This window comes from Nocardia sp. NPDC004718 (assembly GCF_053601535.1).
In genome coordinates this window covers 1-12,883 of record NZ_JBSGCA010000064.1, presented here as the reverse complement: position 1 = coordinate 12,883, position 12,883 = coordinate 1, and the positions used below count along the sequence as shown (strand labels likewise).

The window sequence follows — 12,883 nt, the reverse complement described above, 5'->3', positions numbered from 1 at the left end:
TCCCGACCGCGAGGTCGCGGCCAGCATAGCAAAATCGGGCGTCCGGACGGGCGTCGTCGGACCGCGCCGGTTATGTTGTCGGTGTGGCGCCGGCGCGGATCAGGCCGGTGCGAGGACAGAGAGGTCGGCACATGCGCGCAGCCCAGGTGAGCAAGCTGGAAGGCCCGGAAGCGATCCGGATCGTGGATATTCCGGAGCCCGCGGCTTTCCCGGGCGGGGTCGTGATCGACGTGCACGCGGCCGGTGTGGCCTTCCCGGACGTGCTGATGACGCGCGGCCTGTACCAGATGAAACCCGAACTGCCGTTCGTCGTGGGCGGCGAGGTGGCGGGCATCGTGCGGGAAGCGCCCGAGGACGCGCACGTGCGACCGGGGGACCGGGTGATCGCGCTGACCATGCTGGGCAACGCGCTGGCCGAGACGGCCGTCGCGCCCGCGCAGATGGTGTTCCGGCTGCCCGACAACGTCTCCCTGGAGGCGGGCGCGGGCATTCTGTTCAACGACCTCACCGTGCACTTCTGCCTGCGTACCCGGGGCAGGCTGGCGGAAGGTGAGACGGTGCTCGTGCACGGCGCCGCGGGCGGCATCGGCACCTCGACGCTGCGCATGGCGGCGGCGCTCGGGGCGGGCCGGGTGATCGCCGTGGTGAGCACCGAGGCGAAGGCCGAGGTCGCGCGCGCCAACGGGGCCACCGACGTGGTGCTGACCGACGGCTGGCTCGCGGCGGTGAAGGAGCTGACCGGAGGCCGCGGCGTCGACATCGTGCTCGACCCGGTCGGCGGCGACCGCTTCACCGACAGCGTTCGGTCGCTCGGCTCGGCGGGCCGGTTGCTGGTCGTCGGCTTCACCGCGGGGGAGATCCCGACCGTCAAGGTCAACCGGCTGCTGCTGAAGAACGTGGAGGTGACCGGCGCGGCGTGGGGCGAGTGGGTGATGTCGCATCCGGGCTATCTGCAGGAGCAGTGGGCCGAGGTGGAACCGCTGCTGGCCTCCGGCAAGATCGCCCCGCCGGAGCCGGTGCTGTACCCGCTGGACAAGGCCGCGGAGGCGGTCGCCTCGCTGGACAACCGGACGGCCACCGGCAAGGTCGTGGTCACGCTGCGCTGAGGCATTCCGGCCGCGTCATGAAACTGTCCAACCGGGTACTGAACCGGACCCTGCTGGCTCGCCAGCATCTACTCGAGCGCTCGCGGTTGACGGTGCACGAGATGTGCGACCATCTCGTCGGGTTGCAGGCGCAGGATTCGCTGCCGCCGTTCGTCGCGTTGTGGAGCCGGGTAGCGGCTTTCGATCCGGTGACGGTCTCGGACGCGCTGGAGGACCGGTCGTTGGTCCGGATCACCCTGATGCGCGGCACCATTCACCTGGTCACGCCGCCCGACGCGGTGCGGATCGCGCCGCACATACAGCCGGAACTGGAGAAAGTGCCGTTCCGGAATGGTTTCAACTACGGCGCCATGGTCGGGCTGGATCCGGAGGAGGTGCGCGGGCACGGCGAAGCCGCGCTCGCCGACGAGCCGATGTCCGCGGCGGACCTGCGCGCCCGCGCCGCCGAGTTGTACCCCGACCGCGACCCGGGCGCGGTGCTGCAGACCTGGCTGTACCAGCTCCCGGTGTTGCAGACCCCGCCGCGCGGCAAGTGGAAGGACAACAGCAGGCCGATCTGGTCGCGGGTCGAGCCTTGGTTGGGCGCGCCGCTGGACCCCTCGTATCCCTTGGCGGAGTTGATCTTCCGCTATCTGCGCGCTTTCGGTCCGGCGAGCACCATGGACATGCAGACCTGGTCGAAGTTGCCCGGGATGAAGCAGGCCGTCGCGGAACTGGGCGACCGGGTGCGCGCCTACACCGACGAGCGCGGTCGGACGCTCTACGACGTCGCCGACGGTGAACTTGCCGATCCGGACGTTCCCGCCCCGGTGCGGCTGCTCGGCTGGTACGACAACGCCTTGCTGTCGCATCAGGATCGGACCCGCATCGTGCCCGACGGCGCGGCCCCTCCGCTGCGCGCCTTCGCGGCTCAGGTCTCGCCGGTGCTCGTCGACGGCTTTCTCGCGGGCATGTACAAGATCTTCACGAACGCGGGCACCGCCCGGCTCCGCATCAGTCCGACCCGGAACTGGACCGGGGCGGAGCGCGCGGATGTCGAGGCGGAGGCGCACGCTCTGCTCGCCTTCTTGGAGGCGGACAAGCAAGGGAGCGTGGAAATCCTCGACGTGCACGCCGGCTTGCGCCCCTGATCGGTGTCGCCTTACGGCTCGCGGGCTGGTCGGTAGGCGGGCGCTTTGGTGGTCCCGGTCGGGCTCAATGTGCGCAACAGTGGCAGCGCCCGGCGCGACACCACGGTGGACAGCACGATGACGCTGTGGGAGCGCACCACCGAGGACGTCCGGTCGATGCTCAGCAGCACGGCCTGCAACCCCGCGTGCGAGTCTGCCCCGATCCGGCACAGCACGTCACCGGTGCCGGTCGTGGCGTAGGCCTCCAGCACGCCGGGGATGGCGTCGAGCTCGGAGGCCACTGTGTCCAGCGCACCCTGGGCTATCTCCAGCGTGACGAACGCCTGCACGTCGAACCCCGCCGCGGTGACGTCGATCTGCGGGTCGTAGGAGGCGATCACGCCCGACTCCTCCATGCGCGCGATCCGGGACTGCACGGTGGCCCTTGCCACTCTCGTCCGGCGGGACAGTTCGAGAATGCCCGCCTTCTGGTATTCGTGCATCGCGGACAGGATGGCGAGATCGAGTTCGTCGAGCTTCGCCGACGTGCGCGCCATGACGACCTCCGTTCGCCGCACCGGGCTCGTTGCCCGGTCCGCTCATGCTATTCAAATTGTCCAGCATGGCCCGCCACTTCCTAGCCGAATTCGCCACACTGACTACCGGAAATTGGCGCTGTTGCCTAGCCGACGGAACCGGCGATTTCCTTGGAACATGACCATCGAGCACCTGCCGGACACCCGGTCCGGCGCCGTTCCCAGCGACGGCGAGCTGCGCACACTGGTGGGGCTGGTGGACCACGACAACAGCGGTGACCCGTTTCCGGTCATCGGGTGGGACGCCCTGGTCTGGGCGGTGGGCAACGCCACCCAGACCGCGCACTTCCTGGAATCCGCTTTCGGCATGCGGTTGGAGGCGTACTCCGGTCCGGAGACCGGCAATCGCGACCACAAGGCATTCGTGCTGCGTAGCGGTGCGGCGCGTTTCGTGATCACCGGAGCGGTGCACCCGGACAGTCCGCTGGCCGCCCATCACAATCGACACGGCGACGGCGTGGTGGACATCGCGCTCGAAGTGCCCGACGTCGACCGCTGTGTGGCGTGGGCGCGCACCCACGGCGCCACCGTCCTGGTCGAACCGCACGACGAGACCGACGACTTCGGCACGGTCCGCTCGGCCGCGCTGGCCACCTACGGCGACACCAGGCACACCCTGGTCGACCGTTCCGGCTATTTCGGGCCCTACCTGCCCGGCTATGTCGCCCGCCGCTCCAACTACCAGCGGCGCGACGGCGCGCCCAATCGGTTGTTCCAGGCGATCGATCACGTCGTGGGCAACGTGGAACTCGGGCGGATGGACGAGTGGGTCGAGTTCTATCGGCGCGTCATGGGTTTCACCAATATGGCCGAGTTCGTCGGCGACGACATCGCCACCGAGTACTCGGCGCTGATGAGCAAGGTCGTCGCCAACGGCAACCATCGGGTGAAGTTCCCGCTCAACGAGCCCGCCGTCGGCAAGAAGCGCTCCCAGATCGATGAGTACCTGGAGTTCTACCGCGGCCCCGGTGTCCAGCACATCGCGCTCGCCACCGGCGACATCCTCGGTTGCGTGGACGTTTTGCGCCGGGAGGGTGTCGAGTTCCTGGAGACGCCGACGGCCTACTACGAGGATCCCGAATTGCGCGCCCGCATCGGCCGGGTCCGCGTCCCGGTCGAAGAACTCCAGCGGCGCGGCATCCTCGTCGACCGTGACGAGGACGGCTACTTGCTGCAGATCTTCACCAGACCGCTCACCGACCGCCCCACGGTCTTCTTCGAACTCATCGAACGCCACGGCTCCCTCGGTTTCGGCAAGGGGAACTTCAAAGCTCTGTTCGAGGCGATCGAACGCGAACAGCAAGCCCGGGGCAATCTGTAATCGGAGTTCGCGCCGCGACGGCTCGCCCGGCTGTCGCGGGCAGCGCTGCCCGGCCGTGTTCGCCGGACGGTCCGCCCGGCGCGCAATCGGTAGAGTTCTTGCCATGCGGATCAAGTCGGCGGTCGTGACCGCGACAGCCTTGGTGCTCGCACTGGCGGGTTGCGGTTCGGGCGGAGACTCCGATGACCCCGGTCCGTCGCGGCCTGCGCCCAAAGTGGTGGCCATGGGTCCGTTCGTCGGGGAGTGCGGGCACGTGACCGACGACGAGGTGCGCACTCTGGGCGGGCTCGGCCGGATCTCCGGCGTCTTCCGCAACGCTGTCGGCTGCAATTGGCAGTCGGCCGGCATCGGTTCTGCCAGTATCACTTTCGCTTCCTATCGAGGGAGTCCGATCGAGCGTGAGCGGGCGTGGGTGACCGTGAACGGCCGAGCGCCCGATCCGATAAAGGTCGGTGGGCGCGAGGGTTTCGCCGCTTTGGATCCGAGTGGACAGATCTGCGATCTCGCCGTGCAACTCGGTGACGACTTCTTCGAATGGTCGACGAACATCGGGAATTTCAGCACGGCCTCCGGCAACCCGTGCGACCGCAGCCGCGCTCTCGCCGAGTTGACTCTGCAACGGATGCAGTGAGGGGGAGGGCATGAACGTGCGACGAGTCCTGCGCGGGCGAGGCGCGGCGGCCGCCGCGGCGGTGGCGGTGGCGCTGTCCGTGGGCGGCTGCAGTCAGGTGGTGCCCGGTTCGCCGCAGCCGGTGGGCGGAAGCCAGCCGGTCAACACCAGGCTGGACAAGTTGCTGCGCGAATGCATGATCCTGTCCGAGGATCAGATCGGCAAGGCCGTCGGCGAGGGCGTCACGGTCAGCGAGTCGTTCTTCGGCGCGGTGTGCATGTGGGATCTGCTCGGCGCGCCCGGCGGCAACGGGATGGCCACGCTCAACTGGTACGAGAACGGGACGCTCAGCAACGAGAAGCAGACGAACAACAAACTCGGCTACGAGACCACCAACATCACCATCCAGAGTTCGCTGGCATTGCAGATCCGCAGGCCGAAGGACCCCGATTCCTGCGGCGTGACGGCGAGTGCGCCGGACAACGGCGTGATCGGCTGGTGGATCAACTACCGGCCCGGCTCGGCGCATCCCGACCCGTGCGACGCGGCCAAGAAGCTGATGGAAATGACCTTGAACCTGGCCAGGTAGACGATCTTCGAACCGACCCACTTTGACCCTGTGTCCCGGCCGCGGGTATCGTGGACCGCTGTGCCCGGAAGCATGCGGGCAAGTTCGTGCGTGACCGTAGGCCAGCGAGAGCGGCCGACGAATCCAGCGTGCCCGGAATAAGGGCTCCGCGCCGCGCGCGACACGCCCGACCTCGGGACGCGAGAAACGTGGCCGGACGTGCGAGTGAAAGCTCGATGACAGCGGCGTGAACGACGGGCCTCGAAGTGGAAGCTTGTCTCCACGAAGGGCCCCGGGAACGCCGCGAACTTAAAACAGACACCAAGTCCACACACCGCGTTAACTAATAAGGAAAGCCGGTCTATGCCAACCATCAACCAGCTGGTCCGCAAGGGTCGCCGCGACAAGGTCGCCAAGACGAAGACCGCGGCCCTGAAGGGGAGCCCGCAGCGTCGTGGCGTGTGCACCCGCGTGTACACCACGACCCCGAAGAAGCCGAACTCCGCGCTGCGCAAGGTCGCGCGTGTTCGCCTGACCAGCTCGGTCGAGGTCACGGCCTACATCCCGGGCGAGGGGCACAACCTGCAGGAGCACTCCATGGTGCTCGTGCGCGGCGGTCGTGTGAAGGACCTCCCCGGTGTTCGTTACAAGATCATTCGCGGCTCGCTCGACACCCAGGGTGTGAAGAACCGCAAGCAGGCCCGCAGCCGCTACGGCGCCAAGAAGGAGAAGAGCTGATATGCCACGCAAGGGCCCCGCACCCAAGCGTCCGCTGATCAACGACCCGGTCTACGGTTCGCCGCTGGTCACTCAGCTGGTCAACAAGATCCTGCTGGACGGCAAGAAGTCCACCGCCGAGCGCATCGTCTACGGTGCGCTGGAGCAGGCGCGCGAGAAGACCGGCACCGACCCGGTCGTCACCCTCAAGCGCGCGCTGGACAACGTGAAGCCGTCGCTGGAGGTGAAGCCCCGCCGCGTCGGTGGCGCCACCTACCAGGTCCCGGTCGAGGTCCGTCCGGGCCGCGCCAACACTCTGGCCCTGCGCTGGCTGGTCAACTTCTCGCGTGCGCGCCGGGAGAAGACCATGGTCGAGCGTCTGGCCAACGAACTGCTCGACGCCAGCAACGGCCTCGGCGCCTCGGTCAAGCGCCGCGAGGACACCCACAAGATGGCCGAGTCCAACCGGGCCTTCGCGCACTACCGCTGGTGACGTCTGCCCGGCCCGTCGTCTGGGTCGGGAGGCACAGCCGGAGGCGGCACTCACCGGCCGCTTCCGGCGTTGACATAGAGGCGACCACAGGGTCGTCCCCGATAATCCCAACTAGCTACGAGCGGGGAAGATTTCCGTGGCACAGGACGTGCTCACCGACCTGAACAAGGTCCGCAACATCGGCATCATGGCCCACATCGATGCGGGCAAGACGACCACAACTGAACGCATCCTCTTCTACACCGGCATCACCTACAAGATCGGTGAGGTCCACGACGGCGCTGCCACGATGGACTGGATGGAGCAGGAGCAGGAGCGTGGTATCACCATCACCTCCGCGGCTACCACGTGCTTCTGGAAAGACAACCAGATCAACATCATCGACACCCCCGGGCACGTCGACTTCACCGTGGAGGTGGAGCGGTCGCTGCGCGTGCTCGACGGCGCCGTCGCGGTGTTCGACGGCAAGGAAGGCGTCGAGCCGCAGTCCGAGCAGGTGTGGCGTCAGGCGGACAAGTACGACGTGCCGCGGATCTGCTTCGTCAACAAAATGGACAAACTCGGTGCGGACTTCTACTTCACCGTGAAGACCATCGTCGAACGCCTGGGCGCCAAGCCGCTGGTTCTGCAGCTGCCGATCGGTGCGGAAGATACCTTCGAGGGCATCGTCGACTTGGTCGAGAACAACGCCAAGGTCTGGCGGGGCGAGACGAAGCTCGGCGAGCAGTACGAGGTCGTCGAGATCCCCGACGATCTGAAGGAGCAGGCCGAGGAGTACCGCCAGATCCTGCTGGAGACGGTGGCCGAGTCCGACGAGGCGCTGCTGGAAAAGTTCTTCGGCGGCGAGGAGCTCACGATCGAGGAGATCAAGGGCGCCATCCGCAAGATGACGGTCAACTCCGAGCTGTACCCCGTACTGTGTGGGTCCGCGTTCAAGAACAAGGGCGTCCAGCCCATGCTCGACGCGGTCATCGACTACCTGCCCTCGCCGCTGGACGTGGAGGCCACCACCGGCCACGTGCCCGGCAAGGAAGAGGAACTGCTCACCCGCAAGCCGAGCGCCGACGAGCCGTTCGCGGCGCTGGCGTTCAAGATCGCGGTGCACCCGTTCTTCGGCAAGCTGACCTACGTCCGCGTGTACTCCGGCAAGGTCGACTCCGGCGCCCAGGTCATCAATTCGACCAAGGGCAAGAAGGAGCGTCTGGGCAAGCTGTTCCAGATGCACTCCAACAAGGAGAACCCGGTCGGCGCGGCCTCGGCCGGTCACATCTACGCGGTCATCGGCCTCAAGGACACCACCACCGGTGACACCCTGTGCGATCCGCAGAACCAGATCGTGCTCGAGTCCATGACCTTCCCGGACCCGGTCATCGAGGTCTCCATCGAGCCGAAGACCAAGTCCGACCAGGAGAAGCTGGGCACCGCGATCCAGCGTCTCTCCGAAGAGGACCCGACCTTCTCGGTCAAGCTCGACCAGGAGACCGGCCAGACCGTCATCGGCGGTATGGGCGAGCTGCACCTCGACATCCTGGTCGACCGCATGAAGCGCGAGTTCAAGGTCGAGGCGAACGTCGGTAAGCCGCAGGTGGCCTACCGCGAGACGATCACCAAGCCGGTCGAGAAGCTCGAGTTCACGCACAAGAAGCAGACCGGTGGCTCCGGCCAGTTCGCGAAGGTGATCATCGCGCTTGCGCCGTTCGTCGGCGAGGACGGCGCGCACTACGAGTTCGAGAACAAGGTCACCGGTGGCCGCGTGCCGAAGGAGTACATCCCTTCGGTGGATGCCGGTGCCCAGGACGCCATGCAGTACGGTGTGCTCGCCGGCTACCCGCTGGTGAACCTGAAGGTCACGTTGCTCGACGGCGCCTACCACGACGTCGACTCGTCGGAAATGGCGTTCAAGATCGCGGGCGCGCAAGCGCTCAAGGAAGCGGCTCGCAAGGCCGGTCCGGTGATCCTCGAGCCGATGATGGCGGTCGAGGTCACGACGCCCGAGGACTACATGGGCGACGTGATCGGCGACCTGAACTCCCGCCGTGGTCAGATCCAGGCCATGGAGGAACGCAGTGGTGCCCGTGTCGTCAAGGCGCTGGTTCCGCTCTCGGAGATGTTCGGTTACATCGGTGACCTGCGGTCGAAGACCCAGGGCCGGGCGAACTACTCCATGGTGTTCGACTCGTACGCGGAGGTTCCGGCCAACGTGTCGAAGGAGATCATCGCCAAGGCGACCGGCGAGTAATGGCTCCCGGGCGTTTGTAAACCCTTTCCCCGTTGTCCGCGGGGATGACCCCGCACTGCTGCAATTGCACGCACCAACAAGTCCAGGAGGACAAAGAAGTGGCGAAGGCGAAGTTCGAGCGGACGAAGCCGCACGTCAACATCGGCACCATCGGTCACGTCGACCACGGCAAGACCACGCTGACCGCAGCGATCACGAAGGTGCTGGCTGACAAGTACCCGGATCTGAACGAGAGCTTCGCGTTCGATCAGATCGACAAGGCGCCCGAGGAGAAGGCTCGTGGTATCACGATCAACATCTCCCACGTCGAGTACCAGACCGAGAAGCGCCACTACGCGCACGTCGACGCCCCGGGCCACGCCGACTACATCAAGAACATGATCACCGGCGCGGCGCAGATGGACGGTGCCATCCTCGTGGTCGCCGCCACCGACGGCCCCATGCCGCAGACCCGTGAGCACGTGCTGCTCGCCCGTCAGGTCGGCGTGCCCTACATCCTGGTCGCGCTGAACAAGGCCGACATGGTCGACGACGAGGAGATCCTCGAGCTCGTCGAGATGGAGGTCCGCGAGCTGCTGGCTTCGCAGGAGTTCGACGAGGACGCGCCGGTCGTGCGGGTCTCCGGTCTGAAGGCGCTCGAGGGCGACCCGAAGTGGGCGGAGTCGGTGCTGGAGCTGATGGCCGCGGTCGACGAGTCGATCCCGGACCCGGTTCGTGAGACCGACAAGCCGTTCCTGATGCCGATCGAGGACGTCTTCACCATCACCGGTCGTGGCACCGTGGTCACCGGTCGTGTCGAGCGTGGCGTGATCAACGTGAACGAGGAAGTCGAGATCGTCGGCATCCGCGAGAAGACCACCAAGACCACCGTCACCGGTGTCGAGATGTTCCGCAAGCTGCTGGACCAGGGCCAGGCGGGCGACAACGTCGGTCTGCTGGTTCGTGGTCTGAAGCGTGAGGACGTGGAGCGCGGCCAGGTCGTCGTGAAGCCGGGCACCACCACCCCGCACACCGAGTTCGAGGGCCAGGCATACATCCTGTCGAAGGACGAGGGCGGCCGCCACACCCCGTTCTTCAACAACTACCGTCCGCAGTTCTACTTCCGTACGACTGACGTGACGGGCGTTGTGACCCTGCCCGAGGGCACCGAGATGGTCATGCCCGGTGACAACACCGAGATGTCCGTCAAGCTGATCCAGCCGGTCGCCATGGACGAGGGTCTGCGCTTCGCGATCCGCGAGGGTGGCCGCACCGTCGGCGCCGGTCGCGTCACGAAGATCATCAAGTGATTCGCTGAATCGCTGGGAACGGCGCCGCTCCGAAAGGGGCGGCGCCGTTCGCGTTTCTGGGCTCCTGTTCCAGCGGATCTGACATCCGAGGTAGTGTGGATGTCATGAGCGCTGCTTACCACGTCGTCCCTTTCAGCGACTTACTGCACAAGCCTGCGGTGACCGCGAAGCTCTTGGACGACGTGCGCGCATTGCGGCTGCGTCGGCGCGATGCCGACGATCTGGCACTCATGCGGGTATCGCAGATGGATGCCGAGGGCATAGTTGTCGATTTCACGGCGCGACTGCTCGCGGGTCTGGTGCGTCGGCTGGGTGCGGAGGCCGTGCGGGATGTCCTGCCGGACGCTGTTCCTTGGGTGACCTTCCTCCCGGCAGGGGATCTCGATCAGTTTCTCGAAGAATTGGTCGCGGTAGCGCGGGGTGCGGCGGCCCTGGAGAACCTCGCTCCACTGGCCACGCTGCTGGCACAGTGGCGGCACACAGCTGAGATCTATGCCGACCCGGCGCTCTTGGCAATTCTGACTCGTGAGCCGGAAGGCGATCTCGGGCCGGTCCCGGTGCCGGAGTCGGAAGAGTCGGCCGGATGAGTCCGAAGCGGGGCGATCGCGTCGCGCCCCCTGCGGTCGGCGAAGAATTCGAAGTCCGTTTCGCGACTACCGAAGCCTGTACCGGTTGGGAGCATTTGGCGCAGCACGCGGCTGCCAACCTTCGTCGGGCGTTCGACGCGATCCGAGCGAATCCGAGGGCATCGGCGAACCCGGAGCGGCAGCATCGTCTCAAAGGTTCGATGGGATCGGCGGTGTGGAAGGGCGCCACTCTCGAGCGCTGGCAGTACGAAGTCACCAGTGGGGGCAGAGTCTGGTACTTGATCGATGACGATCATCGAACCACCTGGATAACGTACGCCGGAACCGGCCATCCGAAGGCCACGGAATAGCGTTGGATGCTGCAGCGGCGGGTGCTCAGCAGGCATAAGCGCGGCCGACGGCCGGTTCGCGCTCCGTCTGCGGGAGTTCGCGCAGGCAGCCGAGCGGGACGACGCCCTCGCTGCTCAGTTGCACGCCCGTGCCCTGGGTGGGGCTCACGCAGGTGAGGCCGGTCGTCGCGAGGCGGCAGGCGTAGTCGCCGAAGGTGATGGTGCTGTCGTACGGCAAGGTCCGGCCCTGACCGTTGATGAAAAGCCCTGGGTCGCCGCGGAATTGGCCCACCGTCAACCGGTGCGCCGCGTAGGTCACGTATCCGCCGAACCATTGGCCGTAGCCCTCGCCCGGCGCGGGCACCGGTTCCTTCAGTTCGACCGTGCAGTCGAACCCGTCGAAATCGTACGCGGTCCCGGTGATGCAGCTGATCTTGTGAGTCGGGCTGACGAACGCGATGTCGGCCTTCAAATCGGTCACCGGGCCCCCTTCGATTGCCGCGGAGTGATACGGCGCGAGATCGACCGGCGACCCTTGCTTCACCCAGGTGATCCGATCCTGCAACCCGTTCTGCGGTGGCTGTGCTGTCGAGCTGGCCGACGGGGCGCGGCCCGCCGCCGGTCGTGGATTGCCGGGCGTGCTGTGAGCACACGCACTCATCATCAGCACCACACCGACCAAGACCACCAACCGCATAGCGAAGACAGTAGCCGTTGCGCGGCAACCGAACTCGTGCCACCTGAGGGGATGACGGAATTTGCTCGAAAGTGCCGCCGCGCCTATTTCACCCCCCTTCTCCTGTGAGTCCGGTACGTAACGTGTAGCGCCAAGGCGACCGACGGACACGCGACCATGCTCGTCAACGACGAGGTGGCCGACAACTACGATCAGTGCCGGCCGACGAAGTCACGGATGAGGGCGCCGGTGCCGTCGGGCTCCTCGACCATGGGTGTGTGGCCACAGTCGAGGCTCTCGATCCGGATGCCCGGGACGCGGCGGTAGTCCTCGTAGGAGTCCGGCTGCCATCGCTTGTCCTGAGAGCCGTAGAGCACCATGGCCGGAACGCCGAGGTCGGTGAGCCGGTCCGGTTCGGTTCGTTCCCGCAGGTAGTCATCCGACGCGGCGGAGGTCGCGGTGAGACTGCGGTAGGTCATCCCGCGCAGGTCGGTGACGAACTGGTCGGGGATCCGCACGTCCCGGGTGAACGCGGAACTCATGGCTTGCCGGAGCACGACATCCGGGAGGAGCGGCCACAGCGGCTGTCCGATCGCAGGAACGAACAGCAGGTTGCCGACCGGACCGTTGTCGGTGACGGCGTCCAGGCGGGGTCCGGAGTCGATCAGCATGATCGCCGACACCAGGTCGTGGCGCTGTTCGGCCAGCGAAGTGGCCACATAGCCGCCGGAGGAATGCCCGACGACGATCGCCTGGCACACGCCCAGCTGATCGAGCACGGCCCCGGCTCGGCTCGCCTGTTCGGACGTGCTGTAGCCGCTGTCGGGCTTATCGGACTTGCCGTGGCCGAGCAGGTCGATGCGCACGACGTACTGGTCCCGCAAGGCGGGCAGCACCGGATCCCAGTAGGCGGTCGAGGCGCCCAGTCCGTGCAGCAGCACCACCGCGCGAGCGCCTGGCCTTCCGTCGGTGACGACGTGTATGTCTCCGCCCGGCAGGTGCGCCGTGTGCTCGTGCGAATCGTCGATGTCTGCGTTCGCCGTGCCGGTCGAATAGCCGGTGAGCACGGCGACCAGGGCGGTGGCGATCAGCAGCCCGATATGCCGCCACCGATTCGGTCTCGCGGCGGCTGTGGTTTCGTCCACGGTTGCTCCCTAAGTTTGTAGGTGTCTGGGGTTGGTGCCCTGGATGCCCAGAGCGGTGGGGTGTAGCTGATGGTTGCTTGCCGTTGGTTTGGCTCCGA

At 66.5% G+C, this 12,883-nt stretch carries 13 protein-coding genes; 10 read left to right on the top strand and 3 right to left on the bottom strand.

Annotation, left to right across the window (positions count from 1 at the left end):
* The first annotated feature begins 131 nt into the window (after positions 1-131).
* Complete coding sequence (locus tag ACWEH3_RS31475) at positions 132-1,106, top strand: NADPH:quinone oxidoreductase family protein (protein WP_355080029.1); 975 nt, start codon at positions 132-134, stop codon at positions 1,104-1,106.
* Between the two features lie 17 nt (positions 1,107-1,123).
* A complete protein-coding gene (locus ACWEH3_RS31470) occupies positions 1,124-2,236 on the top strand; it encodes a winged helix DNA-binding domain-containing protein (protein WP_450023910.1) in 1,113 nt (370 codons plus the stop codon).
* Between the two features lie 11 nt (positions 2,237-2,247).
* On the opposite strand, the gene ACWEH3_RS31465 is transcribed toward ACWEH3_RS31470, so the two are convergent.
* Complete coding sequence (locus tag ACWEH3_RS31465; protein WP_450023912.1) at positions 2,248-2,772, bottom strand: Lrp/AsnC family transcriptional regulator; 525 nt, start codon at positions 2,770-2,772, stop codon at positions 2,248-2,250.
* A 157-nt stretch (positions 2,773-2,929) separates the two neighbouring features.
* On the opposite strand from ACWEH3_RS31465, the gene hppD reads away from it, so the two are divergent.
* The 8 genes from hppD to ACWEH3_RS31425 all read left to right on the top strand — a co-directional run bounded on the left by hppD (position 2,930) and on the right by ACWEH3_RS31425 (position 10,635).
* Complete coding sequence (hppD, locus tag ACWEH3_RS31460; RefSeq protein WP_355080023.1) at positions 2,930-4,132, top strand: 4-hydroxyphenylpyruvate dioxygenase; 1,203 nt, start codon at positions 2,930-2,932, stop codon at positions 4,130-4,132.
* 103 nt (positions 4,133-4,235) lie between these two features.
* Entirely contained in the window at positions 4,236-4,763 is a 528-nt protein-coding gene (locus ACWEH3_RS31455) for a DUF3558 domain-containing protein (RefSeq protein ID WP_450023914.1), read from the top strand.
* A gap of 10 nt (positions 4,764-4,773) precedes the next feature.
* Positions 4,774-5,331: a DUF3558 domain-containing protein gene (locus ACWEH3_RS31450; RefSeq protein WP_450023916.1), complete on the top strand. Its 558-nt coding sequence runs from the start codon at positions 4,774-4,776 to the stop codon at positions 5,329-5,331.
* 342 nt (positions 5,332-5,673) lie between these two features.
* Positions 5,674-6,048, top strand: coding sequence for a 30S ribosomal protein S12 (gene rpsL, locus ACWEH3_RS31445; RefSeq protein ID WP_039801925.1), 375 nt, complete (start codon positions 5,674-5,676; stop codon positions 6,046-6,048).
* Position 6,049: 1 nt separating this feature from the next.
* Entirely contained in the window at positions 6,050-6,520 is a 471-nt protein-coding gene (gene rpsG / locus ACWEH3_RS31440) for a 30S ribosomal protein S7 (RefSeq protein WP_014353063.1), read from the top strand.
* Positions 6,521-6,656: 136 nt separating this feature from the next.
* Positions 6,657-8,759, top strand: a complete 2,103-nt coding sequence (gene fusA / locus ACWEH3_RS31435; protein ID WP_450023918.1) for an elongation factor G — start codon at positions 6,657-6,659, stop codon at positions 8,757-8,759.
* 98 nt (positions 8,760-8,857) lie between these two features.
* On the top strand, positions 8,858-10,048 hold the full coding sequence (gene tuf / locus ACWEH3_RS31430) for an elongation factor Tu (RefSeq protein WP_067809956.1): 1,191 nt from the start codon (positions 8,858-8,860) through the stop codon (positions 10,046-10,048).
* Positions 10,049-10,152: 104 nt separating this feature from the next.
* Complete coding sequence (locus ACWEH3_RS31425; RefSeq protein WP_450023921.1) at positions 10,153-10,635, top strand: hypothetical protein; 483 nt, start codon at positions 10,153-10,155, stop codon at positions 10,633-10,635.
* Between the two features lie 375 nt (positions 10,636-11,010).
* On the opposite strand, the gene ACWEH3_RS31420 is transcribed toward ACWEH3_RS31425, so the two are convergent.
* Positions 11,011-11,661, bottom strand: coding sequence for a hypothetical protein (locus ACWEH3_RS31420; RefSeq protein WP_450023923.1), 651 nt, complete (start codon positions 11,659-11,661; stop codon positions 11,011-11,013).
* 191 nt (positions 11,662-11,852) lie between these two features.
* Positions 11,853-12,785, bottom strand: coding sequence for an alpha/beta fold hydrolase (locus ACWEH3_RS31415; protein WP_450023925.1), 933 nt, complete (start codon positions 12,783-12,785; stop codon positions 11,853-11,855).
* Between the last annotated feature and the right edge of the window lie 98 nt (positions 12,786-12,883).

What these genes read in the sequence shown, in the direction of transcription:
- rpsL (WP_039801925.1), top strand. Translation starts at nt 5,674, where the DNA reads ATGCCAACCATCAACCAGCTGGTCCGCAAGGGTCGCCGCGACAAGGTC.
- ACWEH3_RS31450 (WP_450023916.1), top strand. Translation starts at nt 4,774, where the DNA reads ATGAACGTGCGACGAGTCCTGCGCGGGCGAGGCGCGGCGGCCGCCGCG.
- ACWEH3_RS31425 (WP_450023921.1), top strand. Translation starts at nt 10,153, where the DNA reads ATGAGCGCTGCTTACCACGTCGTCCCTTTCAGCGACTTACTGCACAAG.
- ACWEH3_RS31470 (WP_450023910.1), top strand. Translation starts at nt 1,124, where the DNA reads ATGAAACTGTCCAACCGGGTACTGAACCGGACCCTGCTGGCTCGCCAG.
- ACWEH3_RS31465 (WP_450023912.1), bottom strand. Translation starts at nt 2,772, where the DNA reads ATGGCGCGCACGTCGGCGAAGCTCGACGAACTCGATCTCGCCATCCTG.
- ACWEH3_RS31475 (WP_355080029.1), top strand. Translation starts at nt 132, where the DNA reads ATGCGCGCAGCCCAGGTGAGCAAGCTGGAAGGCCCGGAAGCGATCCGG.
- hppD (WP_355080023.1), top strand. Translation starts at nt 2,930, where the DNA reads ATGACCATCGAGCACCTGCCGGACACCCGGTCCGGCGCCGTTCCCAGC.
- ACWEH3_RS31455 (WP_450023914.1), top strand. Translation starts at nt 4,236, where the DNA reads ATGCGGATCAAGTCGGCGGTCGTGACCGCGACAGCCTTGGTGCTCGCA.
- rpsG (WP_014353063.1), top strand. Translation starts at nt 6,050, where the DNA reads ATGCCACGCAAGGGCCCCGCACCCAAGCGTCCGCTGATCAACGACCCG.
- ACWEH3_RS31420 (WP_450023923.1), bottom strand. Translation starts at nt 11,661, where the DNA reads ATGCGGTTGGTGGTCTTGGTCGGTGTGGTGCTGATGATGAGTGCGTGT.